Genomic DNA, 25,399 nt, shown 5'->3' on the forward strand with positions numbered 1-25,399 from the left:
AGTGGCGGCCCGGTTTTACAGCCCCGTAGACGACTTATGACGCCTCTTGAACGATACCAAGCTGACCTTAAACGTCCTGATTTTTTCCACGATGCGGCGCAGGAAACAGCGGTTCGCCATCTGCAGCGTCTTTACGACGACCTGATCGCGGCGTCCAATGCCAAGCCGGGGCTGCTGGGCAAGCTGTTCGGCAAGAAAGAAGCCCCTCCTGTCAAAGGGTTGTATTTCTGGGGTGGGGTAGGGCGCGGCAAGACCTACCTGGTGGATACGTTCTTCGAAGCCTTGCCTTTCAAGGAAAAGACCCGCACGCACTTCCACCGCTTCATGAAGCGTGTGCATGAGGAAATGAAAAACCTCAAGGGCGAGAAGAACCCGCTGACATTGATCGCCAAACGCTTTGCCGATGAAACCCGGGTGATCTGTTTCGATGAGTTCTTCGTGTCCGACATCACTGACGCGATGATCCTTGGCACCCTGATGGAGGAGCTGTTCAAGCATGGCGTGACCCTGGTCGCGACGTCCAACATCGTCCCAGATGGCCTGTACAAGGATGGCTTGCAGCGCGCGCGCTTCCTCCCGGCGATCGCGCTGATCAAGCAGAACACCGAGGTGGTGAACGTGGACAGCGGCGTCGACTACCGCCTGCGTCACCTGGAGCAAGCGGAGCTGTTCCACTTCCCGTTGAACGACGCGGCGGAAAAGAGCCTGCGCGACAGCTTCCGTGCGCTCACCCCGGACTGCACTCAGGCCGTGGAAAACGATGTGTTGATCATCGAGAACCGCGAGATTCGGGCCCTGCGTACCTGCGACGACGTCGCCTGGTTCGACTTCCGCGCCCTGTGCGATGGTCCGCGCAGCCAGAACGACTATATCGAGCTAGGTAAGATCTTCCATGCCGTGCTGCTCAGCGGGGTAGAGCAGATGGGCGTGGCCACCGATGATATCGCCCGGCGTTTCATCAACATGGTGGATGAGTTCTACGACCGTAACGTAAAGCTGATCATCTCGGCCGAAGTCGAACTCAAGGACCTCTATTCGGGAGGTCGGCTGAACTTCGAGTTCCAGCGTACGCTCAGCCGCCTGTTGGAAATGCAATCCCACGAATTCCTCTCCCGCCCTCACAAACCCTGACAGGTCGCGGGTTCAGGCGGGCACCGAGGTCGCCGATGGTGTGCCCGCCTGGTAGCGTAGCCGGTACTGGTTGGGCGAGGCCCCGGTGTGCTGGCGGAACAGCCTGGCGAAGAAGCTGGCGTCGTCATAGCCTACTTCGTAGCTGATGGTCTTGACGCTTTTGCCGCTGCCCGACAGCAACCCCTTGGCCGTCTCTATCCGTAGCCGCTGCAGATAATGCAGGGGCTTGTCGCCCGTGGCAGCCTGGAACCTGCGCATAAAGTTGCGGATGCTCATGCCGTGCTCGCGGGCGAGGTCTTCGAAGCGAAATTTTTCCGCGAAATGCGCTTCGAGCCAATGCTGCACTTGCAATACAAGCGGGTCCTGATGCAACTTCTGCCCGCCAAAGCCCATGCGTCCTGGGGCATAGCTGCGACGTACTTCATAGAGAATGTCCCGTGCCACGCCCTGCGCTACCCGCAGCCCGCAGAAACGCTCGATCATATAGATGTACAAGTCACAGGCAGAAGTAAGCCCCGCCGCGCAATACAGATTGTCGGCATCGGTCAGGTGCTTGTCGCGATTGAGCCGAACGTTGCCGAAACGCGCGCTGAAGTCGTCGAAGAAGCGCCAGTACGTGGTCGCCTCTTTGCCGTCGAGCAGCCCCGCCTGGGCCATCCAGAACACACCGCTCGCCTCGCCGCAGAGCACGGCGCCGCGCTGATGCTGGGCCCGCAGCCAAGGCACCACCTGCGGTGCGTTAGCAAAAGCCTGATCGAAATCGTCCCAGAACGCCGGCAATACAATCACATCGGCATCTTCCAGCGCGCTGTCCACGGCCATCTCGGTGCCGCTGAACGTCGTCACTGGCTCACCACCTGGGCTGACCAAGCGGGTTTCATAAGCGGCAACCAAGCCGAGGCCAAGCTCGCGGCCGTAACGCAAGCTTGCCAAGTGGAAGAAATCCTTGGCCTGCATCAGGGTGGAAGCGAATACCTGGTTGGTCGCCAGAATGGCTACACGGCGGAGTGGGCTGGGGCGGAGCTGGGTCATGAGTCTTTATTCTTGTAGGGGATAGCGGTCAACCGTTGGCACTATCGTCTTGTTTTTAGCCAGCGCTGTCCAGCTGCCCCTCCCGTACCTTCACAGCTGGGCAAAAAGCTACTTGAATTTTCCCCAGTAATCCGGATAATTCGCCTGCTCTGCACGCGGAGGAAGTGATGCCCCTCCCCGAACGGACCCTTTGCCGAACCCCGACGCGATGACCCGAGCCCCCAAAAGCGTCTGGATGCGGCTGCCTTTGACCTTGTCAAAGCAAGCACTATTCAGTAAGCTCCGCCGTCTATTTTTGCTGGGCGGCCCCTGAGGCTATAAAGAATGAAAACTTTTACTGCTAAACCGGAAACAGTAAAGCGCGACTGGTTTGTCGTCGACGCCGCTGGCCAGACCCTGGGTCGTCTGGCTACTGAAATCGCGAGCCGTCTGCGTGGCAAGCACAAGCCTGAATACACTCCGCACGTTGACACCGGTGACTACATCGTCGTCATCAACGCTGAGCAGGTTCGTGTAACCGGCGCCAAGTCCACGGACAAGGTGTACTACTCCCACTCCGGTTTCCCGGGCGGTATCAAATCGATCACTTTCGACAAGCTGATCGACAAGGCACCTGAGCGCGTGATCGAGACCGCGGTCAAAGGCATGCTGCCGAAGAACCCGCTGGGTCGCGACATGTACCGTAAGCTGAAAGTCTATGCGGGCGCTGTACACCCTCATACTGCTCAGCAGCCCCAAGAACTGAAGATTTAACGGAATAGTTCACTATGTCGGCGACTCAAAATTACGGCACTGGCCGTCGCAAGACCGCAACCGCTCGCGTTTTCCTGCGTCCGGGTACCGGTAACATCTCCATCAACAACCGCGCGCTGGACACGTTCTTCGGTCGTGAAACCGCACGCATGGTTGTTCGTCAGCCTCTGGAACTGACCGGCACCGTCGAGAAATTCGACGTGTTCGTGACCGTTTCCGGCGGTGGCGTAAGCGGCCAAGCTGGCGCTATCCGTCACGGCATTACTCGTGCCCTGATGGTCTACGACGAAACCCTGCGCGGCGACCTGCGTCGTGCCGGCTTCGTAACTCGCGACGCCCGTGAAGTTGAACGTAAGAAAGTGGGTCTGCGTAAAGCGCGTAAGCGTCCGCAGTACTCCAAGCGTTAATTCGCTGCACTTGCGTTACGAAAAGCCCGGTTCGAAAGAATCGGGCTTTTTTATTTTGCCCACTGAGGCGCGTCGGTTCGCGAGCTCCTACAACTCCCCGGCCGCCCCCGCGCGTTGCAATTTTGTTGTAAGATTCGCAGTTATTGCGCGCTTACGGGCGTCTCCATTCGCCAGCATGGGCTTGTCATGCCTTGTGCGAAACGGGACGCACCGGGGCGCGTTCGTTTATCCGCTTCCAGCGAGGAGATCGCCATGGGCGTAACCAACAGGTTGGCCTGCTACTCCGATCCTGCCGACCACTATTCCCATCGCGTGCGCATCGTGCTTGCTGAGAAAGCCGTTACCGTGCAGATCATAGACATCGCCCCCGGCCGCCAGCCCGCCGCGCTGATGGAAGTTAACCCTTACGGCTCCCTACCTACCCTGGTCGATCGCGATCTGGCGCTGTACGAGTCCACGGTGGTGATGGAGTACCTCGACGAGCGCTACCCCCATCCACCGCTGCTGCCGGCTTATCCGGTGGCTCGCGCGAATGCCCGCTTGCTTATCCATCGTATTGAGCGTGATTGGTGTGGTCATGTAGATTTGCTGTTGGATCCGCGCAGCAAGGAAGCGAACCGGGCCGAGGCGCGCAAGCACCTTCGCGAAAGCCTCACCGGCGTTTCGCCGCTGTTCGCCGAAATGTCTTGTTTCATGAGCGATGAGCAAAGCCTTGTTGATTGCTGTCTATTGCCCATACTGTGGCGCCTGCCGGTGATGGGAGTTGAACTGCCGCGTGCGGCCAAGCCCCTGCTGGACTATATGGAGCGGCAATTTGCCCGTGAAGCTTTCCAGGCCAGCCTGTCGGCCGCTGAACGCGAGATGCGTTAGTTTTTAGAGGAGCCGTAGATGAATTCCAGTCGTCCCTATCTGGTCCGCGCGCTGTATGAGTGGATTGTGGATAACGATTGCACGCCGCATATTTTGGTCAATGCCGAGTACCGCGCAGTGCAGGTCCCACAAGGGTTCGCTACCGATGGGCAGATCGTTCTCAACGTTTCGCCCAGTGCGGTTCGGCACCTGCACATGGACAACGAAGCGGTGAGCTTCGAGGGGCGCTTCTCTGGCGTGGCGCATACCTTGTACGTCCCTGTGGGAGCCATCATGGGTATCTATGCCCGGGAAAACGGCCAGGGGATGGTGTTTGACCCTGAAGTGCCGGCATTGGAGGACGATATCGACGTGCCTTATATGCACGCGCTCGATGACGACCAGCCACCACCGAGTGACCAGCCGCCGCGACCCAGCGGCCGGCCAAGCCTGAAAGTGGTGAAATGAAAAAGGCGACCTTCGGGTCGCCTTTTTTTCGCGCGGGTGAAAGCTGAAATCAGTCGATGTACTCGAACAGTTTCACGATCTTCTGCACCCCAGACACGCTCTGCACCAGGTTGGTGGCGCGAGTGGCTTCCTGCTGTGTCACCAGGCCAAGCAAATAGACGATGCCGTTCTCGGTCACGACCTTGATCCGCGAGCCGGGAATGGTGTTGTCAGCGAACATCTGGGTCTTGATCTTGGTAGTCAGCACCGCGTCGTTGCTTCGCGCCAGCAGAGAAGACGGCTGGATCACCTGCAGCTCGTTCTCGACTTTCTTCACCCGCTGTACCGAGCTTGCGGCTTGTTCGGCCATGGCCTTGAGGTCGGCGCGTGGGGTCTGCCCGGCTAGCAGCACCACGCCGTTATAGCTGGTGACTACGATATGCGAACCCTGGTCCAAATCTGGGCTGGCCTTGGCAACGTTGACCGCCACCTTGGTCTCGATGAGCGAGTCATCGATCTTGCTGCCCAGGGTGCGGGTGCCGCGATCGTCGTCGATGGGCTTGTCGCGGGTCGCCGTCAGCACGGAGCTGCAACCGGAGAGGGCAAGGCAGAACGTCAGGGCCGCAAGGCCGATACGGGTGGGGCTCATTCTTCACTCCCGAACAATTGGCTGTCGATCAAATCGCAGAGGCAGTGGATCGCCAATAGGTGGACTTCCTGGATGCGTGCCGTCACTTGCGACGGTACGCGTATTTCAACGTCTTCGGGCAGCAACAGCGAGGCCATGCCGCCACCGTCGCGGCCGGTCAGCGCGACCACGGTCATGTCCCGGTCATGCGCCGCCTGGATAGCCTGGATCACGTTGGCCGAATTCCCACTGGTAGAGATCGCCAGCAACACGTCTCCGGCCTGGCCGAGGGCGCGGATCTGCTTGGAGAAGATTTCGTTGTAGCTGTAATCGTTGGCGATCGAGGTCAGCGTGGAGCTATCGGTGGTCAGGGCGATGGCTGGCAGGCCTGGGCGCTCACGCTCGAAGCGGTTGAGCATCTCCGAAGAAAAGTGCTGGGCGTCGCCGGCGGAACCGCCATTGCCGCAAGCCAGCACCTTACCCTCGCTGAGCATGGCATGGACCATCACCTGGCTAGCCTGTTCAATGTGCGGGGCAAGAACCTCCATCGCTTCTTGCTTGGTGTCGATGCTGGCCTGGAAAAGCCGGCGAATCCGGGATTGCATGTCCATCCTGTACCTTAAGAAACCTGGGCCCGTGTAGCGGGGGCGGCGCTGAACGTCTGAATGAATCGGCCGGCGGCACGCCGTTCAGCTCGTGAACGCATCCTTGAGCCATGTAAGGCCGGGCGAGTGTGGATCGCTGCCTTCTATGGCGATGATGTCGAAGCGGCACGGGTAGCTGGCCCACATGGGCTCGTCGAGCAGATACCTTTCGGCGGCGCCGATAACGCGTGCCTGCTTGCGGCTATCGATGCTGCCTAGTGCGCCGCCCCACTGGCGGTGCAGCCGATAGCGAACTTCGGCGAATACTACTGTATCGCCATCTAGCATGACCAGATCCAGTTCGCCTTCGCGGCAGCGCCAATTGCGGGCAAGCAGTTGCAGGCCATGGTCACGCAGGTGTCGCTCGGCCCAAGCCTCGGCTTGCCGGCCGCGTTGGCCCGGCACTGCTTCGTCATTCACTGAGCGCCGGCCGGTAAGCGCTCGACCTTGCCGTTATTGAACTGTGCCCAGGGCAATTGGCGCTCGATGCGCTGCGCGCTGTTGAGGCTCAGGCTGCCGGACAGCCCTTCAACGCGATTGTCAGGCAGCGCCTTGAGTTGCCCCAACTGCGGGGCAAGGGTGTAGGCATCGGCGCCCATGGCGTAGAGGCGGCCCAGGCTTCCATTGGCCTGCGGCCATTGCTTGGCTACCTGCTGGCGCAGCGCATTGTCGGCGTCCAGCAGCCATGGGGTTTCGCAGAAGCGCACGCCATTGAGGTCGGCATACTGCGCCTGATCGCCGCTGGCGCTGTACACGTGGGAGGTGGCGTAGACCGGCACTTCGCCGGCGTATTGGTAGTTGAGGGTCGGCTTGACCTGCTGGGCCTGCTGCGGGGTCGCAGTGAGGTAGATGAAATCCACATCTTGGCGGCGTGTGGCCTGGCCACCAGTACCGGTCTGACGAACTTGCATCAGGTCGGCGATCTGTTGGGCCAGCGCCACGGGTTGGTCGATCTGCACCGCCGCCACCACGGTGCCGCCGCCGGCTTGCCAGTCCTGCCGGAAGGCCGCCAGAACACGATCCCCGAACTCGCCCTTGGGCACGATGGCCGCGGCGCGATGCAAGCCGTCGGCGCGAGCGCGGCGGGCGACTTCATGCGCTTCGTCCTCGGCGGCCAGGCCAAACTGGAACAGCTGCGCGGGGCCCGGTTGAGTACTGTCGCTGTAGTTGAGGGCGAGCGTGGTGATCGGCAGTTGCGGGCGGCTGCTCAGCTGCTTGACCAGGTTCTTTTCCAGCGGGCCAACCACCAGTTGGATGCCGGCGGCTTGGGCCTGGCGGTAGAAGTCATCCATGGAGGTTACCCGTGAGCTGTCGTACACCTCGATGCTGGGTGTCGCCTGGCCGGTTTGGGAGGCTTGATAGTAAGCCGCCATGAACCCATCGCGCAGTGCTCGCGCTACACCGGCCAGTGGACCCTGCTGGGGCAGCAGCAGCGCGATATGCTCCACCGGCTGGTTGGTAATGGCCATCAGCTGTTGCAGCGGTGCGGGCAATTCGCGCGCCGCCGGGTGGGTAGCGTGCTGGCCGCGCCAGGCCTCGATTGCCGCTTTCTGCTGTTCAAGGGTGCTGGGGGTCTTGACCACTTGCGCCAGGCTCAGCCAGCCGGCGAGGTCATCATTGCCCGCGGGCTGTACTTGATTGGCTGGGAGGCTGGAGATAAGGGCCCAGATCTGTTCATGGTTGGCCTTGCTTGCTTCGCCCTGCAGCATGGGGGCCAGGAGAATCCGCTCGCGGGCTGCGGCGAGGGTCTGGCCATCGGCTTCGAGTGCCCGGGCGCGCACGGTCTGGGTGCGGATCTGCTGATCCATCGGCAGCTCGCCTAGATGCTCCAGGCTAGGGTGGCCAAGGGCAGTCAATGCCGCCTTGGGGTCGTTGCGGTTCAACGCGAGTTCGGCCAGCAGTGTGCTTGCGAACACTTGCTGGGCGGGCCTGAGTCGAGAGAGGTCAATGTCGCCGAAGATCTGCGTGGCGCGTGCGTCCTGGTGCTCTTGCAGGGCCTTGTCGGCGGCGCCGAGGCGCAGTAGGGCAGCCTCTTCGGGGGATTGGCTGGCAGCCGCCTGCTGCAGCAGTTGGTCGACGCTGGCGTTGGCCGTGCGCGGCAGTTCGCCCAGGGTCGAGGCAGACTGGCTGGCGCAGGCCGCCAGTAGGGCGGCCATGATTAAGGCGATTAGCGGACGCAGGCAACCGGTCATGTACATCTTCCTGATACGAATCGTTGAATGGGCAATTGTACCCAAGCGTTCTCACCGGTGCGACGCCTGGCCAAGCGCCCGCAAGCGATTCGGCAAAGGCGCCCGAGGCCGCTACAATGGCTGCTTTCCGGCGTTTCCAAGGTGTGTGCTGTGACCCTCTCAGGCGCGACTGATTCAACTTTCGGCACACTTTATGTGGTGGCCACTCCCATTGGTAATCTCGATGACATGACCCCGCGCGCTCTGCAAGTGCTTAAACAGGTCGCGCTCATCGCCGCGGAGGACACCCGGCATTCACTGCGGCTGTTGCAACATTTTGGTATTCAAACGCCTTTGGCTGCTTGCCACGAGCACAACGAGCGCGAGGACGGAGGCCGCTTTCTAGGCCGCTTGCGAGCTGGCGAGGACGTTGCGCTGATCTCCGACGCTGGAACGCCATTGATCTCCGATCCCGGCTACCATTTGGTTCGTCAGGCGCGCGCGGCCGACATCCGCGTGGTACCGGTACCAGGGGCCTGCGCTGTCATCGCAGCGTTGTCGGCGGCGGGGCTGCCATCGGATCGCTTTATCTTCGAAGGGTTTCTCCCGGCCAAGGCTGCGGCACGGGCCAGCCGCCTCGCTGCACTGAGTGAAGAGCCGCGCACGTTGATCTTCTACGAGGCCCCGCATCGTATCCTCGAGTCTGTGCAGGCCATGGAGGTGGCCTTCGGTGCCGAGCGCCCAGCGGTGCTGGCAAGGGAATTGACCAAGACGTTCGAAACGCTGAAGGGCATGCCGCTGGCAGAGCTTCGGGCATTTATCGAAGCCGATCCGAACCAGCAGCGTGGCGAGTGCGTGGTGCTGGTGGGCGGTTGGGTCGCGCCTGTGGGCGAGGACGCCGTTAGCGCAGAAGCGCTGCGGGTGCTGGACCTGCTGCTAGCGGAAATGCCCTTGAAGAAGGCCGCGGCATTGGCGGCCCAGATCACCGGGGTGCGCAAGAACCTCCTTTATCAGGTAGCGCTCGAGCGCCAAGGGTAAGCCCGGCTGCTATGGATTGCTTGTGTCGGGCAGCGCCGACCGGTAACCTTGCCGCCGGAGAGTCGGTTGGACAGTCGCTGCCGTTGCATGCCTGCATGCGCGGGGGAGGAAAGTCCGGGCTCCATAGGGCAGAGTGCCAGGTAACGCCTGGGAGGCGCGAGCCTACGGAAAGTGCCACAGAAAATAACCGCCTAAGCGCTTCGGCGCCGGTAAGGGTGAAAAGGTGCGGTAAGAGCGCACCGCGCGGCTGGCAACAGTCCGTGGTCAAGGTAAACCCCACTCGGAGCAAGACCAAATAGGGTTCCATAGGCGTGGCCCGCGCTGGAACCGGGTAGGTTGCTAAAGGTGTTCAGTGATGACCACCGTAGAGGAATGACTGTCCTCGACAGAACCCGGCTTACAGACCGACTCTCCACCTTTCTCTTTCTCCCCGTTTCGTTTGCAAACTCCCTCCTGGTAATACCGAAAAATTCTTAATCCTCACAATTTACTTTAACTATTTGACGCAATCCCCTGCCCTGGAAGGGTATTCCCAGGCATTTCGACCCGCTTTTTCCGTAATTCCCTCCCATCTGTGTTGTAAATCACCGATATGTAAAGGAATTCCCTGACGGCGCGCCTTGACGGTGCGTGGGGGGGATTCCTATAGTGTGCGCGAGTGGAGCAAAGTGGCACGAAGTGGGAAATTCAGGCGCAGAAGGAACAATAGCGCGACAGGATCTATTTTCGGGGAAGCTCAACAGTGTTTCGCGGAGCCAATGCCATCAGTCTCGACGCCAAGGGCCGTCTCGCTATGCCGAGCCGGTACCGTGACGAGCTGAATTCGCGTAGCTCCGGCCAGTTGATCATCACCATCGACACTGTCGACCGTTGCCTCAACGTCTATCCACTCGACGAGTGGGAAATCATCGAAACCAAACTCAAGGCGCTGCCTTCGTTGCGAGAAGAGGTCAAGCGCCTGCAGCGGCTGTTGATCGGCAATGCGGTGGACCTGGAGCTCGACTCCAGCGGCCGTTTTCTGGTGCCGCCGCGTTTACGGGAATACGCAAGGCTGGACAAGCGAGCGATGCTGGTCGGCCAACTGAACAAGTTTCAACTGTGGGACGAGGACACCTGGAATGCGGTTTCAGCGGCGGACCTCGAAGCTATTCAACAACCGGGCGCCATGCCCGACGAACTGCGTGACCTGATCCTGTGACGACTGACAGCAGCTTTAACCACATCACCGTGTTGTTGGACGAGGCGATCGAGGCCTTGGCCGTGCGCGCGGACGGCTGCTATATAGACGGCACTTTTGGCCGGGGTGGCCACAGCCGCCTGCTGCTTGGGCAACTGGGCAGCGAGGGCCGCTTGCTCGGCTTCGACAAAGACCCACAAGCGATTGCCACGGGACAAGCGCTGGCGGCCGAAGACGGCCGCTTTGTCATTGTGCAGCGCAGCTTCGCCGAAATGGCCGCCGAGGCCGAGCGAATGGGCCTTTCTGGCAAGGTCAGTGGCGTCCTGCTTGACCTGGGCGTTTCCTCCCCGCAATTGGATGATCCGGCGCGTGGCTTCAGTTTTCTGAACGACGGCCCGCTGGACATGCGCATGGACCCCTCTTGTGGCGTCAGTGCGGCGCAATTCATCGCCGAGGCGCCCGAAGAAGAGATCGCCCGGGTATTCAAGGAGTACGGAGAGGAGCGTTTCGCCCGCCGCATGGCGCGGGCGGTCGTCGAGCGCCGGCAGGTGCAGCCGTTCGAGCGTACCGGCGACCTGGCCCAAGTGCTCAAGGATGCCAACCCCGCCTGGGAAAAGAACAAACACCCCGCAACCCGAGCATTCCAGGGCTTGCGGATTCACGTGAACAACGAACTGGCTGACCTAGAAGCCGGGCTGCAGGCTGCCTTCGATATTCTCGAAGTGGGTGGCCGGCTGGCGGTGATCAGTTTCCACTCCCTGGAAGATCGCATCGTCAAACTGTTCATGCGCCGCCTGGAAAAAGGCGAGGCAGACAAACTGCCACGCAATTTGCCAGTGCAGGTGCAGCGCTTCGAGCCGGTGCTGCGCACATTGGGCAAAGCGCGTTTCGCTTCCGAGGCGGAGTTGAAGACCAACCCGCGTTCACGCAGCGCGGTAATGCGCGTGGCGGAGAAGTTGCGGTGAGCAAGCTGTTCTCCAAGCCCCTGCCGACCGGCAGCTTCCTGATGCTGCTGATGTTCGTGGCCGTGCTGGTTTCGGCCATTGCCGTCGCCTATAGCGCTCACCTCAACCGCACGTTGCTCAACGCGTTGTTCACCGAACTGAACGAGCGTGACAAGGCGCAGGCCGAGTGGGGCCGGTTGATCCTTGAGCAAAGTACTTGGACCGCTCATAGCCGCATCGAAACCCTGGCTACCGACCAGCTGAAAATGCATGTGCCCGACGCCGCCGACGTTCGCATGGTGGCGCCATGATGAAGCTCGAGGGTGCACTTTACCCCTGGCGTTTCCGCCTGGTGCTGGGCCTGCTCGGCGCGATGGTGGCCGCCATCAGTTGGCGGATCATTGATCTGCAAGTGGTTGATCGGGACTTCCTCAAGGGGCAGGGCGATGCGCGCAGCATGCGGCATATTCCTATCCCCGCCCATCGGGGGCTTATTACAGATCGTAACGGCGAGCCGTTGGCGGTCAGTACCCCCGTCAGCACGCTGTGGGCCAACCCCAAGGAATTGCAGCTGGCCAAGGACCGCTGGGCCGATCTGGCACGCGCCTTGAGCCAGGATCCTGCCCAGTTGAGCGAGCGCCTCGAGGCCAACGCCACCAAGGAATTCCTGTACCTGGTGCGCGGCCTGACGCCTGAACAGGGCCAGGCTGTGCTGGACCTTAAAATTCCAGGTGTATACGGCCTGGAAGAGTTCCGCCGCTTTTATCCCGCGGGTGACGTGACCGCCCACATGGTCGGCTTTACCGACCTGGACGATCACGGCCGTGAGGGCGTAGAGCTTGCTTATGACGAGTGGCTCGCCGGCGTGGCTGGGCGCCGCCAGGTGATCAAGGACCGGCGCGGGCGGTTGATCCGTGACGTGCAAGTGACCAAGAACGCCAAGGCCGGGAAGACCCTGACGCTGTCCATCGACCTGCGCCTGCAATACCTGGCCACCCGGGAGCTGCGCAAGGCGATCACCGACAACCAGGCCAAGGCGGGCAGCCTGGTGATCATGGACGTGAAAACCGGCGAAGTACTCGCCATGGTCAACATGCCGACCTACAACCCCAACAATCGCCGCACGATGGTTCCGGCAACCATGCGCAACCGGGCGATCATCGACGTGTTCGAGCCGGGTTCGACCATGAAGCCGCTGTCCATGAGCGCGGCGCTGGAAACCGGCCGCTGGAAGCCGACGGATAAGGTCGACGTGTACCCAGGTTCGCTGCAGATCGGCCGTTACACCATCAAGGACGTTTCCAAGACCGAAGGCCCGGTGCTGGACCTCACCGGCATCCTGATCAACTCCAGTAACGTGGGCATGAGCAAGGTGGCCTTCGACGTCGGGGGCGAAAACATCTACCGGGTGATGTCGTCCGTGGGCCTGGGCCAATACTCGGGCCTGGGCTTCCCCGGGGAACGTGTGGGCAACCTGCCCAACCACCGCGAATGGCACAAGGCCGAAACCGCCACGTTGTCGTATGGCTACGGCCTGTCAGTGACCGCGTTGCAGCTGGTGCACGCCTACGCGACGCTCGCCAACCACGGCAAGCTGGTGCCGCTGTCCATCCTCAAGGTGGACAACGAGCCTGAAGGCAACCAGGTGATTCCTGAAAACGTTGCCTCGACCATCCAGGGCATGCTGCAGCAGGTGATTGAAGCGCCGCGCGGCGTGTTCCGTGCCCAGGTGCCGGGTTATCACGTGGCCGGCAAGAGCGGTACCGCGCGTAAGGCGACCATTGGCTCGCGTGGGTATACCGAGAACGCCTACCGTTCCCTGTTCGCTGGCTTCGGGCCGGTGAGCAACCCCCGCTACGCGGTCGTGGTAGTGGTCGACGAACCCGGCACCGGCGCGTACTTCGGAGGGCTGATCTCCGCGCCGGTGTTCAGCAAAGTGATGTCTGGCACCTTGCGGCTGATGAACGTGCCGCCAGATAACCTCGCCAGCACCCCGCAACAGCAGGCCGACGCTGCTCCCGTAGCGGCACCGGCCTCCGGCAAAGGACGGCAAGGCTGATGAGCATGCCTCTGACTTACCTGTTCCCCGATGCGGGGCGCGATCCATTGATTCGCGAGCTCGCCTTGGATAGCCGTGATGTGCGCCCAGGCGATTTGTTCCTGGCCGTGCCGGGCACCCGCGTCGATGGCCGCCAGCATATCGCCGATGCCCTGGCCCGCGGTGCCGCCGCCGTGGCCTATGAGGCGGATGGTGCAACCGTGCTGCCGCTGACCGACGTGCCGTTGATCCCGGTGCGTGGCCTGGCCGGGCAGCTCTCGGCCATCGCCGGGCGCTTCTATTCCGAGCCGGGCCGCCACCTTCGCCTGGTGGGCGTTACCGGCACCAATGGTAAAACCAGCGTGACCCAACTGATCGCCCAGGCGCTGGATCACCTGGGCTTGCGCTGCGGGTTGATCGGTACCCTGGGAAGCGGCTTCCATGGTGAGCTGAAGAGCGGCCGGCTGACCACTCCAGATGCGGTCGTGGTGCAGGCCACCCTGGCGGATCTGCGCAAGGCCGGTGCCCGCGCCGTGGCCATGGAAGTTTCTTCCCACGCGCTGGAGCAGGGCCGGGTCGCCGCGCTCGACTTTTCCATAGGGGTATTTACCAACCTGTCCCGCGACCACCTCGACTATCACGGCAGCATGCAGGCCTATGCCGAGGCTAAGGCCCGCTTGTTCGCCTGGCCGACCCTGCGTGCCCGGGTGATCAACCTGGATGACGCCTTCGGCCGTGAGCTGGCTGGTCGCCCGGGAATTTCGCGGGTGATCGGCTACAGCCTGGAAGACGCCACCGCCGCGCTCTATTGCCGCGAGGCGCGCTTCGACGACCACGGCGTAAGCGCTACCCTGGTTACCGCGCAAGGCACGTTCAACTTGCGCAGTAACCTGCTTGGCCGGTTCAACCTCAGCAACTTGCTGGCCGCCGTCGGCGCGCTGGTGGCGCTGGACTACCCGCTCGATGAAATCCTCGCGGTGGTACCGAAGCTGCAAGGCCCGCAGGGTCGCGTGCAACGCCTTGGGGGTGGGAACCGCCCGCTGGTGGTGGTCGATTACGCGCATACGCCCGACGCGCTGGAAAAAGTGCTCGGGGCGCTGCGGCCTCATGCCAGCGGCAGCCTGGTGTGCGTGTTCGGCTGCGGCGGTGACCGCGACCGCGGCAAGCGGCCGCTGATGGCGCGTATGGCCGAAGACTTGGCGGACAAGGTCATCGTGACCGACGACAACCCGCGTAGTGAGTCATCGGATGCCATCTTCGACGATATCCGCCCAGGCTTTACCCAACCGGACCGCGCGCGCTTCCTGCCCGGGCGCGGCTTGGCCATCGACGCTGCCATCGCTGAGGCCGGCCCTGGGGACGTAGTGGTGCTGGCTGGCAAGGGCCATGAGGATTACCAGGAAATCCTCGGCGAGCGCCATCCATTCTCCGATATCGAACACGCCGAAGCGGCCTTGGCGACTTGGGAGGCCAACCATGCTTGAGCCCATGGTTCTCAGCCGGCTGGCACTGCCCTTGAATGGGCGCTTGATCGGCGACGATTGCAGCGTTGACGGCGTAAGCATCGACAGCCGCGCCATTACCCCCGGTCAACTGTTTATCGCACTGGCCGGCCCGCGCTTCGATGGCCATGACTACCTGGCTGACGTCGCCGCCAAAGGCGCGGTTGCCGCGTTGGTCGAGCGGGAAGTTGCCGATGTGGACCTGCCGCAACTGCTGGTGGCCGACTGCCGAGTGGCACTGGGCCAACTGGGCGCCCTGAACCGCGCCGCGTTTGCCGGGCCGGTCGCGGCCATCACCGGCTCGAGCGGCAAGACCACGGTCAAGGAAATGCTCGCAGCCATCTTGCGCGTGCGGGGCCCGGCCTTGGCCACCCGCGGTAATCTCAACAACGACCTTGGCGCGCCACTGACCCTGCTCGAACTGGGCACGGAACACTGGGCCGCGGTGATCGAACTGGGCGCTTCGCGCATAGGGGAAATCGCCTATACGGTCGGCCTGACCCGCCCTCAGGTGGCGCTGATCAATAACGCCGGCACCGCCCACGTGGGCGAATTCGGTGGCCCGGAAAAAATCGTCGAGGCCAAGGGGGAGATCCTCGAAGGGCTCGACGATACCGGCGTGGCGGTGCTTAACCTCGACGATGTGGCTTACCCGATATGGAAAGCCAGGGCAGGGGGCCGCAGCGTCCTGACCTTCTCTTTGGCTAACCCCGATGCCAGCTTCCATGCTGGCCCCGTGATCTCCGATGCCCGCGGTTGCCCAGGGTTCGAGCTGCGCTGCAACGACGGCGTGGAGAGCATCCAGCTCAACCTGCTGGGCCAGCACAATGTACTCAACGCCCTGGCCGCCGCCGCCGCGGCCCGTGCCATGGGCGCGACGTTGCCGGAAATCGCCCGCGGCCTCAACAGCGTGCAGCCCGTGAAGGGGCGCACCGTCGCTCAGGTTACCGCCACCGGTACCCGGGTAATCGACGACACCTATAACGCTAACCCCTCCTCGGTAGCCGCGGCGGTTGATATACTCGCCGGCTTTTCCGGCCGCACCGTCCTGGTGCTCGGAGATATCGGCGAACTGGGTGACTGGGCTATCGAGGGCCACCGCCAGGTGGGTGCCTATGCCCAGGGCAAGGTCGACGCGCTGTATGCGGTCGGCCCACTCATGGCCAACGCCGTTCAGGCGTTCGGTGACAACGCCCGCCATTTCGATACTCAGGCTGATCTGATCCAGGCCTTGGCCGTGGAACAGGTCGCCGACACAACCATTTTGATCAAAGGCTCGCGCAGCGCTGCGATGGAACACGTCGTAGCGGCCTTGTGCGAAACCCGCGGGGAGAAACATTAATGCTTTTGCTGTTGGCCGAATTCCTGCAACAGTTCTACAAGGGCTTCGCGGTCTTCCAGTACCTGACCCTTCGCGGGATTCTGGGTGTACTGACCGCGCTGGTGCTTGCGCTGTGGCTCGGGCCCTGGATGATCCGCACGTTGCAAATTCGCCAAATCGGCCAGGCCGTGCGCAACGATGGGCCGCAATCGCACTTGTCCAAGTCGGGTACGCCTACCATGGGTGGCGCACTTATCCTGTCCGCCATCGGTATCAGCACGCTGCTGTGGGCCGACCTGACCAACCGTTATGTCTGGGTGGTGCTCGTCGTTACTTTCTTGTTCGGCGGCATCGGCTGGGTCGATGACTACCGCAAGGTGATCGAAAAGAACTCCCGCGGCCTTCCTAGCCGCTGGAAGTACTTCTGGCAGTCGGTGTTCGGGATCTGCGCTGCGGTGTTCCTTTACACCACCGCCAACACTCCGGTCGAAACCACGCTGATCATTCCCATGTTCAAGGACGCCAGCATCGCGTTGGGCGCCGGCTTCATGATCCTGGCCTACCTGGTGATCGTCGGCTCCAGCAACGCGGTGAACCTTACCGACGGCCTCGACGGTCTGGCGATCATGCCAACGGTGATGGTGGGCGGCGCGCTGGGCATCTTCTGCTACCTGTCGGGTAACGTGAAGTTCGCCGACTACCTGCTCATTCCTTATGTACCGGGCGCGGGCGAGCTGATCGTGTTCTGCGGCGCGCTGATCGGGGCAGGGCTGGGGTTCTTGTGGTTCAACACCTACCCCGCCCAGGTTTTCATGGGCGACGTCGGCGCACTGGCGCTGGGCGCCGCCCTCGGCACCATCGCCGTGATCGTCCGTCAGGAAATCGTGCTGTTCATCATGGGCGGTGTGTTCGTGATGGAAACGCTCTCGGTGGTGATCCAGGTCGCTTCCTTCAAGCTGACCGGCCGGCGAGTATTCCGCATGGCACCGATCCATCACCATTTCGAACTCAAAGGCTGGCCCGAACCTCGGGTGATCGTCCGCTTCTGGATCATTACGGTGATCCTGGTGCTGATAGGCCTTGCCACGTTGAAATTGAGGTAAGCCTGTGTCGCTGATCGCTTCCGATCAATTCCGCATCGTTGTCGGCCTCGGCAAGAGCGGCATGTCCCTGGTTCGCTTCCTGGCGAAGCAGGGCGTTGCCTTTGCCGTGGCCGACACCCGCGAGAATCCACCGGAACTGGCGACCCTCAAGCGTGACTTCCCGCAGGTGGAAGTGCGATGCGGCGCCCTCGATACCGAATTTCTCTGCCGCGCCAGCGAGCTGTACGTGAGCCCCGGCCTGGCCGTCTCCACTCCAGCCCTGGCCGAGGCCGCCGCGCGAGGGGTGAAGCTGTCGGGCGATATCGACCTCTTCGCCCGTCATGCCAAGGCGCCGATTGTTGCCATCACCGGCTCCAACGCCAAGAGCACCGTGACCACCCTGGTAGGCGGCATGGCCCAGGCCGCCGGCAAGCGGGTGGCCGTTGGTGGCAACCTCGGCACCCCGGCGCTGGACCTGCTGGCCGACGACGTCGAGCTGTATGCGATGGAACTGTCCAGTTTCCAGCTGGAAACCACACATCAGCTCAAAGCCGAAGTTGCCACTGTGCTCAACCTCAGCGAAGACCACATGGACCGCTACAGCGGCATGCCGGCGTATCACCTGGCCAAGCACCGGATCTTCCGCGGCGCCCGGCAGGTGGTGGTCAACCGCCAGGATGCATTGACCCGGCCGCTGCTGCGTGACGACATGCGCGTGGGTTCGTTTGGCCTGGATGCACCCGACCTGCACGCCTTTGGCATTCGCCAACAGGGCGCGGCTAAATACCTGGCCTTCGGTCAGGACCTGCTGCTGCCGGTCAATGAGCTGAAAATCCGTGGCGCGCACAATCAAGCCAATGCCCTTGCGGCGTTGGCCCTCGGCCATGCGGTCGGGTTGCCACTGGCGCCGATGCTGCAAGCGCTGCGCGACTTCACCGGGCTGGCGCACCGCTGCCAGTGGCTGCGCGAGCGTAACGGGGTGGCTTGGTACGATGACTCCAAAGCCACCAACGTGGGCGCTGCCCTGGCGGCGATCCAAGGGCTGGGCAGTGATATTGAAGGCAAGCTGGTGTTGGTCGCCGGCGGCGACGGCAAGGGCGCGGACTTTGCCGACCTGCGCGCCCCCGTGAGCCGTTATTGCCGTGCCGTGGTGCTGATAGGCCGCGACGCCGGGCGTGTGGCTCAGGCGTTGGACGAAACGGTGGCCAAGGTACAGGTCGCGAGCCTGGATGAAGCCGTCGAGCGGTGCGCCGAGCTGGCCCAGGCGGGTGACGCGGTGCTGCTCTCACCGGCCTGCGCCAGCCTGGACATGTTCCGTAATTACGAAGAACGCGGGCGCCTGTTCGCCCAGGCCGTGGAGGCACTGGCATGATTTTCAACGCCATCAAGCCCTTCCCATCGCCGCTGATCAGCAACCGCGGTATCGACATCGACTTCCCGATGTTGGCCGGCTGCCTGGCGTTGCTCGGCCTCGGCCTGGTGATGATCACCTCGGCCTCGAGCGAAGTGGCCGCAGCCCAGAGCGGCAATCCGCTGTACAACATGATCCGCCACCTGGTTTACCTGGTGCTGGGCCTAGGCGCCTGCGGGGTCACGTTGATGATCCCTATCGCCACGTGGCAGCGCCTCGGCTGGCTGCTGCTGTTCGGTGCCTTCGGCCTGCTGTTTTTGGTGATCGTTCCGGGAGTAGGGCGTGAGGTCAACGGCTCCATGCGCTGGATCGGCTTCGGCGCCTTCAACGTGCAGCCGTCGGAGCTGGCCAAGGTGTTCGTGGTGATCTTCTTGTCTGGCTACCTGGTACGACGCCAGCAAGAAGTGCGAGAAAGCTGGATGGGCTTCTTCAAGCCGTTCATCGTGCTGCTGCCCATGGCTGGCCTGCTGCTGATGGAACCGGACTTCGGCGCCACCGTGGTCATGATGGGGGCTGCGGCCGCAATGCTGTTCCTCGGCGGGGTTGGGCTGTTCCGCTTTGCCCTGATGGTGGTGCTGGCGGTGGCGGCGGTGTTCGTGCTGGTGCAGGCCCAGCCCTACCGTATGGCGCGGCTGATCACCTTTACCGACCCATGGGCGGACCAGTTTGGCTCCGGCTACCAGCTGACCCAGGCGCTGATCGCTTTCGGCCGCGGCGAGTGGTTCGGCGTAGGCCTGGGCAACAGCGTGCAGAAACAGTTCTACCTGCCCGAAGCACATACCGACTTCGTGTTCTCGGTGCTGGCCGAAGAACTGGGCGTGGTGGGTTCGCTGTGCACGGTCGCGTTGTTCGTATTCGTGTGCATCCGCGGGATGTACATCGGCCTTTGGGCGGAGAAGTCCAAGCAATTCTTCGCCGCGTACATGGCCTACGGCTTGTCCTTCCTGTGGATCGGCCAGTTCCTGATCAATATCGGGGTGAACGTCGGCCTGCTGCCGACCAAGGGCCTGACCCTGCCGTTCCTCAGCTATGGTGGCAGCTCGCTGGTCATCTGCTGTGCCTGCCTGGGCTTGTTGCTGCGCATCGAATGGGAAAGCCGCACGCACCTGGGCAGCGAAGAGGTGGAGTTCACCGAGAAGGACTTTGCCGAGGAGCCGCACCATGGCCGGTAACGTCCTGATCATGGCTGGCGGCACGGGGGGGCATGTGTTCCCGGCGCTGGCCTGCGCGCGGGAGTTCCAGGCGCGCGGTTACGGCGTGCACTGGCTGGGCACGCCGCGTGGCATCGAGAACGAGCTGGTGCCTGCAGCGGGCTTCACCCTGCACACCATCAGCGCCAGCGGGCTGCGCGGCAAGGGCCGAGGTGCCCTGCTAAAGGCGCCGTGGATGCTGCTCAAATCGGTGCTGCAGGCGCGGGCGATCATTCGCCGCCTGCGGCCGATCTGCGTGGTCGGTTTCGGCGGTTACGTCACTGGGCCCGGCGGCCTGGCGGCACGGCTGAGCCGGGTGCCGGTGGTGGTGCACGAGCAGAATGCCGTTGCCGGTACCGCCAATCGGTTGCTGCTGCCCTTGGCCAGCCGAGTCTGCGAAGCTTTCCCGCATACCTTCGCATCCTCGGCCAAGTGCCTGACCACCGGCAACCCGGTGCGCAGCGAGCTGTTCCTGGAAACCCCGCGTCAACCGCTGCCGGGGCGGCGCGCCCGCCTGCTGGTGATGGGCGGCAGCCTCGGCGCCGAGCCGCTCAACAAGCTGGTGCCGCAGGCGCTGGCGAGCCTCCCCGAAGTGCATCGCCCCGAAGTGTTCCACCAGGCTGGCAAGCAACACGATGCTGCTACCGCCGAACGTTACAAGGCTGCCGGCGTCGAGGCCCAGGTGGCGCCTTTCATCGCCGACATGGCCCAGGCCTACGCCTGGGCAGACCTGGTGATCTGCCGGGCTGGCGCGCTCACGGTCAGCGAACTGGCCGCCGCTGGCCTGCCTTCGCTGCTAGTGCCCTTGCCCCATGCCATTGACGACCACCAGAGCCGCAATGCCGATTTTCTGGCCCGCGAAGGCGCTGCCTTCGTCATGCCGCAAGCAACAACCGGCGCCGCGGAACTTGCCGCGCGCCTCGAAGAGGTTTTGATGCAACCGCAGAAACTCATGACCATGGCCGAAACCGCCCGCCGCCTGGCCAAACCCGACGCTACCCGCAGCGTGGTCGATGCTTGCCTGGAGGTGGCCCATGGTTGAAAGCCAGCGCGCCATCCCGCAACCGGAAATGCGCCGTATCCGTCGTATCCACTTCGTCGGCATCGGCGGCGTGGGCATGTGTGGTATCGCTGAGGTGCTGCTCAACCTGGGCTATCAAGTGTCTGGCTCGGACCTCAAATCCTCGGCCGTGACCGAGCGCCTGCGCGCGTTCGGGGCCGAAGTGTTCATCGGCCACCGCGCCGAGAACGCCGCGCGGGCCGATGTGCTGGTGGTGTCCAGCGCGGTCAATGTGAGCAACCCGGAAGTCGCGACTGCCCTGGAGCGTCGCATCCCGGTGGTACGCCGTGCCGAAATGCTCGCCGAGCTGATGCGCTACCGTCACGGCATCGCCGTGGCCGGTACCCATGGCAAGACCACTACCACCAGCCTGCTGGCGTCGGTGTTCGCCGCTGCCGGGCTGGACCCGACCTTCGTGATCGGCGGCCGCCTGAATGCCGCCGGGACCAACGCCCAGCTCGGCAGCAGCCGCTACCTGATCGCCGAAGCCGACGAAAGCGACGCCAGCTTCCTGCACCTGCAACCGCTGGTCGCCGTGGTCACCAATATCGATGCCGACCACATGGCGACCTACGAAGGCGATTTCAACAAGCTGAAGAAGACCTTCGTCGAGTTCCTGCATAACCTGCCGTTCTACGGGCTGGCTGTCGCTTGCCTGGACGACCCGGTGGTGCGCGAAATCTTGCCGCAGATCGCCCGCCCGACGGCCACCTATGGCCTGCACGAAGCCGCCGACGTACGTGGCATCAATATTCGTCAGGACGGCATGCAGACCTACTTCACCGTTCTGCGTCGCGACCGCGAGCCCTTGGACGTGTCGGTCAACATGCCCGGCAATCACAACGTGCTCAACGCGTTGGCCACTATCGCCATCGCAACCGATGAAGGCATCAGCGACGAGGCCATCGTGCGCGGGTTGTCTGGCTTCCAGGGCGTCGGCCGGCGGTTCCAGGTGTACGGCGAGCTGCCGGTGGACGGCGGTAGCGTGATGCTGGTGGACGACTACGGCCACCATCCGCGCGAAGTGGCGGCGGTGATCGATGCCGTGCGTGGCGGTTGGCCAGAGCGCCGCCTGGTCATGCTCTACCAACCGCACCGCTATAGCCGCACCCGCGACCTCTATGACGACTTCGTGCAGGTACTGGCGGACGCCAACGTGCTGTTGCTGATGGAAGTCTACCCAGCCGGCGAAGAGCCCATCCCGGGCGCGGACAGCCGCCAGCTGTGCCACAGCATCCGCCAGCGCGGCCAGCTCGACCCGATCTATGTGGAGCGGGGCACGGAGATCGCGCCAGTGGTCAAGCCGTTGCTGCGCCCAGGCGACATCCTGCTGTGCCAAGGCGCCGGGGACGTTGGTTCCATCGCGCCTCAACTGTTGAAAAGCCCTCTGTTTGCCGGTGCAGTAGCCACTCCGGGGAAAAGCCAATGACCGCCCGTGCCTATGAAAGCTTGATGTCCACGATCGCGCCCAGTGACTTCGGGCGCGTGGCTGTGTTGTATGGCGGCACCAGCGCCGAGCGCGAGGTTTCGCTCAAGTCGGGCGCGCAGGTGCTGGGCGCGTTGCAGGCGGCAGGCGTCGACGCCTTCGGCATCGACGTGGGCGACGATCTGCTGCAGGTGCTCACGCGCGAGAAGATCGACCGTGCCTTCATCATCCTGCACGGCCGCGGCGGCGAAGATGGCAGCATGCAAGGGCTGCTCGAATGCCTGGGCATCCCTTATACCGGCAGCGGCATCCTCGCGTCGGCCCTGGCCATGGATAAACTGCGCACCAAGCAGGTGTGGCACAGCTTGGGCATTTCTACGCCTCGTCACGCGGTTCTGGCCAACGAAGACGATTGTGTGACCGCGGTCACGGAACTGGGCCTGCCTTTGATCGTCAAACCCGCCCATGAAGGTTCAAGTATTGGCATGGCGAAGGTGACCAGCAGCGACGAACTGGTCGAAGCCTGGAAAGCCGCCAGCGCCTATGATTCGCAAGTTCTGGTCGAGCAATGGATCGACGGGCCGGAATTCACCGTGGCCGTCCTGCGTGGGCAAGTGTTGCCAGCGATTGGCCTGGGCACCCCCCACACCTTTTACGACTACGACGCCAAGTACCTGGCTAACGATACCCAGTACCGCATTCCCAGTGGGCTCTCTCCAGAGAAGGAAGAAGAGCTGTTGCAGCTGAGCCTGCGCGCCTGCCAGGCGATCGGGATCAGCGGTTGGGGCCGGGTCGACATCATGCAGGACGCCCATGGCGCCTTCTGGCTGCTCGAAGTGAATACCGCGCCGGGGATGACCGATCACAGCCTGGTACCGATGGCGGCGCGTGCCGCCGGGCTGGATTTCCAGCAATTGGTGCTGTCCATCCTGGCCGATTCTCTGCAGGTGCGAGGCTAACCCATGCGCGCCGCGACCCTTCGTCATCAGCAGCCAATGCCCACCCGCAAGGCCCCGCCTCGCGGCGCCAGCCGTATGGTTGCCAAGGAACCCGTTGCCATGCGCCTGCCGCACGCCAGCGGTGGCTTTTTCAAGAAGCTGCTGTGGCCGCTGGCGCTGGTGGCACTGGCTGCGGGCACATACGAGGGCGCGCAGCGCGCCATGCCGTACCTTGATCGGCCGATTTCCAAGATCAATGTTCAGGGCGACCTGAGCTACGTCAGCCAGCAGGCCGTGCAGCAGCGCATCGCGCCTTATTCGAATGCGCGCTTTTTCAGCATCGACCTGACCGGCATGCGCACCGAACTGGAACAGATGCCCTGGATCGCCCATGCCGAAGTACGTCGGGTATGGCCCGACCAAGTGGTGATTCGCCTCGAAGAACAGCTGCCGGTAGCCCGTTGGGGCGAAGGGCAGTTGCTGAACAATCAGGGCCAGGCATTCGCACCGCGCGAACTGGCCAATTATGAGCACCTGCCGCAGCTGTTTGGCCCGCAGCGTGCTCAGCAACAGGTCATGCAGCAGTATCAAGTGCTGAGCCAGATGCTTCGGCCCCTGGGGTTCTCCATAGCACGGCTTGAATTGCGTGAACGCGGCAGCTGGTTCCTGACCACGGGCGCAGGAAGCGCCGGGCCGGGCATCGATTTGCTGCTGGGGCGTGATCATCTGGTGGAAAAGCTGCGCCGGTTCATCGCCATATACGACAAGACCCTTAAAGACCAGATCACGAATATCGCTCGCGTCGATCTGCGCTACGCCAACGGCTTGGCCGTAGGCTGGCGCGATCCGAGCGCGGCGGCGCCAGCGGTACCGACCGTGGCGAAGAATTGACAAGAGGCAGGACATGGCAAACGCGCAAAGCGGCAAAATGATCGTCGGGCTGGATATCGGCACCTCCAAGGTGGTGGCGCTGGTGGGCGAAGTCGCGGCCGATGGCACCCTCGAGATCGTCGGTATCGGCACGCACCCGTCCCGCGGGCTCAAGAAGGGCGTGGTGGTGAACATCGAGTCCACCGTGCAATCGATCCAGCGCGCGGTGGAAGAGGCCCAGCTGATGGCCGGCTGCCGAATCCACTCGGCCTTCGTAGGGGTGGCGGGCAACCATATCCGTAGCCTGAACTCCCACGGCATCGTTGCCATCCGTGACCGCGAGGTCAGCACCGCCGACCTGGAGCGCGTGCTCGATGCCGCCCAGGCCGTGGCGATCCCAGCGGACCAGCGGGTGCTGCATACCCTCCCGCAGGACTACGTCATCGACAATCAGGAAGGCGTGCGCGAGCCGCTGGGGATGTCTGGCGTGCGCCTGGAAGCCAAGGTGCATGTGGTGACCTGCGCGGTGAACGCTGCGCAGAACATCGAGAAATGCGTGCGCCGCTGCGGCCTGGAAATCGACGACATCATCCTCGAGCAACTGGCCTCGGCCTATTCGGTGCTCACCGACGATGAAAAGGAGCTGGGCGTATGCCTGGTGGACATCGGCGGCGGCACCACGGACATCGCCATCTTCACCGAAGGCGCCATCCGCCACACCGCGGTGATCCCGATCGCCGGCGACCAGGTGACCAACGACATCGCCATGGCGCTGCGTACCCCGACCCAGTACGCCGAGGAAATCAAGATCCGCTACGCCTGCTGCCTGGCCAAGCTGGCCGGTGCCGGCGAAACCATCAAGGTGCCGAGCGTAGGCGACCGGCCGCCGCGCGAGCTGTCGCGCCAGGCGCTGGCCGAGGTGGTCGAGCCGCGCTATGACGAACTGTTCACGCTCATTCAGGCAGAGTTGCGTCGTAGCGGCTACGAAGATCTGATTCCAGCGGGGATCGTGCTCACCGGCGGCACCGCCAAGATGGAAGGCGCGGTGGAGCTGGCCGAAGAAATTTTCCATATGCCGGTGCGCCTGGGCGTGCCGCATACCGTGCGGGGGCTGGATGACGTCATCCGTAACCCGATCTATTCGACAGGCGTAGGGCTTCTGACTTACGGCCTGCAGAAGCAATCCGAAGGCGTGACCTTGACCGGCCTGACTGGCCGCGACAGCAGCTATGGCGATGAGCCCAAGGCGCCGGTGCTGGAACGTCTCAAGCGGTGGGTTCAGGGCAATTTCTGATCGACGGCAGTAGGCGAAAAAACTAGAGAATGAAAGGAGAGGGAAC

Annotated in this window: 25 protein-coding genes and 1 other RNA gene; 21 read left to right on the forward strand and 5 right to left on the reverse strand. The window is 62.9% G+C overall.

Annotated features, from left to right (window positions below; genetic code table 11):
• The first annotated feature begins 36 nt into the window (after positions 1–36).
• Positions 37–1,131 carry a cell division protein ZapE gene (zapE, locus tag OGL93_RS00975; RefSeq protein ID WP_263260441.1) on the forward strand — a complete coding sequence of 365 codons (1,095 nt, stop codon included), beginning with the start codon at positions 37–39 and terminating at the stop codon, positions 1,129–1,131.
• Between the two features lie 12 nt (positions 1,132–1,143).
• Here zapE and OGL93_RS00980 read toward each other — a convergent pair whose 3' ends face one another.
• Positions 1,144–2,163: a GlxA family transcriptional regulator gene (locus OGL93_RS00980; protein WP_263260443.1), complete on the reverse strand. Its 1,020-nt coding sequence runs from the start codon at positions 2,161–2,163 to the stop codon at positions 1,144–1,146.
• 324 nt (positions 2,164–2,487) lie between these two features.
• On the opposite strand from OGL93_RS00980, the gene rplM reads away from it, so the two are divergent.
• The 4 genes from rplM to OGL93_RS01000 all read left to right on the forward strand — a co-directional run bounded on the left by rplM (position 2,488) and on the right by OGL93_RS01000 (position 4,640).
• A complete protein-coding gene (gene rplM, locus OGL93_RS00985) occupies positions 2,488–2,916 on the forward strand; it encodes a 50S ribosomal protein L13 (protein ID WP_263260444.1) in 429 nt (142 codons plus the stop codon).
• Positions 2,917–2,930: 14 nt separating this feature from the next.
• Entirely contained in the window at positions 2,931–3,323 is a 393-nt protein-coding gene (rpsI, locus tag OGL93_RS00990) for a 30S ribosomal protein S9 (protein WP_263260446.1), read from the forward strand.
• Between the two features lie 252 nt (positions 3,324–3,575).
• On the forward strand, positions 3,576–4,193 hold the full coding sequence (locus OGL93_RS00995) for a glutathione S-transferase N-terminal domain-containing protein (RefSeq protein ID WP_263260447.1): 618 nt from the start codon (positions 3,576–3,578) through the stop codon (positions 4,191–4,193).
• A gap of 18 nt (positions 4,194–4,211) precedes the next feature.
• Positions 4,212–4,640 (forward strand): ClpXP protease specificity-enhancing factor, encoded by a 429-nt coding sequence (locus OGL93_RS01000; RefSeq protein ID WP_263260448.1) that lies wholly within the window; start codon positions 4,212–4,214, stop codon positions 4,638–4,640.
• A 49-nt stretch (positions 4,641–4,689) separates the two neighbouring features.
• Here OGL93_RS01000 and OGL93_RS01005 read toward each other — a convergent pair whose 3' ends face one another.
• The 4 genes from OGL93_RS01005 to OGL93_RS01020 form a co-directional block, all read right to left on the reverse strand.
• Positions 4,690–5,268 carry a BON domain-containing protein gene (locus OGL93_RS01005; protein WP_263260450.1) on the reverse strand — a complete coding sequence of 193 codons (579 nt, stop codon included), beginning with the start codon at positions 5,266–5,268 and terminating at the stop codon, positions 4,690–4,692.
• Positions 5,265–5,858 (reverse strand): phosphoheptose isomerase, encoded by a 594-nt coding sequence (locus OGL93_RS01010; RefSeq protein ID WP_263260451.1) that lies wholly within the window; start codon positions 5,856–5,858, stop codon positions 5,265–5,267. Before OGL93_RS01010 ends, OGL93_RS01005 begins: the two co-directional genes overlap by 4 nt.
• 78 nt (positions 5,859–5,936) lie before the next feature.
• Positions 5,937–6,311 (reverse strand): YraN family protein, encoded by a 375-nt coding sequence (locus OGL93_RS01015; RefSeq protein ID WP_263260453.1) that lies wholly within the window; start codon positions 6,309–6,311, stop codon positions 5,937–5,939.
• A complete protein-coding gene (locus tag OGL93_RS01020; RefSeq protein WP_263260455.1) occupies positions 6,308–8,083 on the reverse strand; it encodes a penicillin-binding protein activator in 1,776 nt (591 codons plus the stop codon). Before OGL93_RS01020 ends, OGL93_RS01015 begins: the two co-directional genes overlap by 4 nt.
• Before the next feature lie 150 nt (positions 8,084–8,233).
• Between OGL93_RS01020 and rsmI the strand changes: the two genes are divergently transcribed.
• The 16 genes from rsmI to ftsA all read left to right on the forward strand — a co-directional run bounded on the left by rsmI (position 8,234) and on the right by ftsA (position 25,353).
• Positions 8,234–9,100 (forward strand): 16S rRNA (cytidine(1402)-2'-O)-methyltransferase, encoded by an 867-nt coding sequence (gene rsmI / locus OGL93_RS01025; RefSeq protein ID WP_263260456.1) that lies wholly within the window; start codon positions 8,234–8,236, stop codon positions 9,098–9,100.
• A 58-nt stretch (positions 9,101–9,158) separates the two neighbouring features.
• An RNA gene (gene rnpB, locus OGL93_RS01030) (RNase P RNA component class A) lies at positions 9,159–9,516 on the forward strand.
• A 326-nt stretch (positions 9,517–9,842) separates the two neighbouring features.
• Entirely contained in the window at positions 9,843–10,298 is a 456-nt protein-coding gene (mraZ, locus tag OGL93_RS01035; RefSeq protein ID WP_263260457.1) for a division/cell wall cluster transcriptional repressor MraZ, read from the forward strand.
• Positions 10,295–11,242 carry a 16S rRNA (cytosine(1402)-N(4))-methyltransferase RsmH gene (gene rsmH / locus OGL93_RS01040; RefSeq protein ID WP_263260458.1) on the forward strand — a complete coding sequence of 316 codons (948 nt, stop codon included), beginning with the start codon at positions 10,295–10,297 and terminating at the stop codon, positions 11,240–11,242. The genes mraZ and rsmH overlap by 4 nt, the downstream gene beginning before the upstream one ends.
• Positions 11,239–11,532, forward strand: a complete 294-nt coding sequence (ftsL, locus tag OGL93_RS01045) for a cell division protein FtsL (protein WP_263260459.1) — start codon at positions 11,239–11,241, stop codon at positions 11,530–11,532. The genes rsmH and ftsL overlap by 4 nt, the downstream gene beginning before the upstream one ends.
• The gene (locus OGL93_RS01050) at positions 11,532–13,280 is read left to right on the forward strand and encodes a penicillin-binding protein 2 (RefSeq protein WP_263261086.1); all 1,749 of its coding nucleotides are present in this window, start codon (positions 11,532–11,534) and stop codon (positions 13,278–13,280) included. Before ftsL ends, OGL93_RS01050 begins: the two co-directional genes overlap by 1 nt.
• Positions 13,280–14,743, forward strand: coding sequence for a UDP-N-acetylmuramoyl-L-alanyl-D-glutamate--2,6-diaminopimelate ligase (locus OGL93_RS01055; protein ID WP_263260461.1), 1,464 nt, complete (start codon positions 13,280–13,282; stop codon positions 14,741–14,743). The genes OGL93_RS01050 and OGL93_RS01055 overlap by 1 nt, the downstream gene beginning before the upstream one ends.
• Complete coding sequence (gene murF, locus OGL93_RS01060) at positions 14,736–16,103, forward strand: UDP-N-acetylmuramoyl-tripeptide--D-alanyl-D-alanine ligase (RefSeq protein WP_263260463.1); 1,368 nt, start codon at positions 14,736–14,738, stop codon at positions 16,101–16,103. Before OGL93_RS01055 ends, murF begins: the two co-directional genes overlap by 8 nt.
• A complete protein-coding gene (gene mraY / locus OGL93_RS01065) occupies positions 16,103–17,185 on the forward strand; it encodes a phospho-N-acetylmuramoyl-pentapeptide-transferase (protein ID WP_263260464.1) in 1,083 nt (360 codons plus the stop codon). Before murF ends, mraY begins: the two co-directional genes overlap by 1 nt.
• Before the next feature lie 4 nt (positions 17,186–17,189).
• Positions 17,190–18,536: a UDP-N-acetylmuramoyl-L-alanine--D-glutamate ligase gene (gene murD, locus OGL93_RS01070; RefSeq protein WP_263260466.1), complete on the forward strand. Its 1,347-nt coding sequence runs from the start codon at positions 17,190–17,192 to the stop codon at positions 18,534–18,536.
• Positions 18,536–19,747, forward strand: a complete 1,212-nt coding sequence (gene ftsW, locus OGL93_RS01075; RefSeq protein ID WP_263261087.1) for a putative lipid II flippase FtsW — start codon at positions 18,536–18,538, stop codon at positions 19,745–19,747. Before murD ends, ftsW begins: the two co-directional genes overlap by 1 nt.
• A complete protein-coding gene (murG, locus tag OGL93_RS01080; protein ID WP_263260468.1) occupies positions 19,737–20,807 on the forward strand; it encodes an undecaprenyldiphospho-muramoylpentapeptide beta-N-acetylglucosaminyltransferase in 1,071 nt (356 codons plus the stop codon). The genes ftsW and murG overlap by 11 nt, the downstream gene beginning before the upstream one ends.
• Positions 20,800–22,254 (forward strand): UDP-N-acetylmuramate--L-alanine ligase, encoded by a 1,455-nt coding sequence (gene murC, locus OGL93_RS01085; protein WP_263260469.1) that lies wholly within the window; start codon positions 20,800–20,802, stop codon positions 22,252–22,254. The genes murG and murC overlap by 8 nt, the downstream gene beginning before the upstream one ends.
• Positions 22,251–23,210 carry a D-alanine--D-alanine ligase gene (locus tag OGL93_RS01090; protein ID WP_263260471.1) on the forward strand — a complete coding sequence of 320 codons (960 nt, stop codon included), beginning with the start codon at positions 22,251–22,253 and terminating at the stop codon, positions 23,208–23,210. Before murC ends, OGL93_RS01090 begins: the two co-directional genes overlap by 4 nt.
• Positions 23,211–23,213: 3 nt before the next feature.
• Positions 23,214–24,080 carry a cell division protein FtsQ/DivIB gene (locus tag OGL93_RS01095; protein ID WP_263260473.1) on the forward strand — a complete coding sequence of 289 codons (867 nt, stop codon included), beginning with the start codon at positions 23,214–23,216 and terminating at the stop codon, positions 24,078–24,080.
• A gap of 13 nt (positions 24,081–24,093) precedes the next feature.
• Entirely contained in the window at positions 24,094–25,353 is a 1,260-nt protein-coding gene (gene ftsA, locus OGL93_RS01100; protein WP_263260474.1) for a cell division protein FtsA, read from the forward strand.
• Positions 25,354–25,399 lie beyond the last annotated feature (46 nt).

The organism is Pseudomonas sp. RIT-PI-S (assembly GCF_025642975.1).
In the GTDB taxonomy this organism is placed as follows: Bacteria; Pseudomonadota; Gammaproteobacteria; order Pseudomonadales; family Pseudomonadaceae; genus Aquipseudomonas.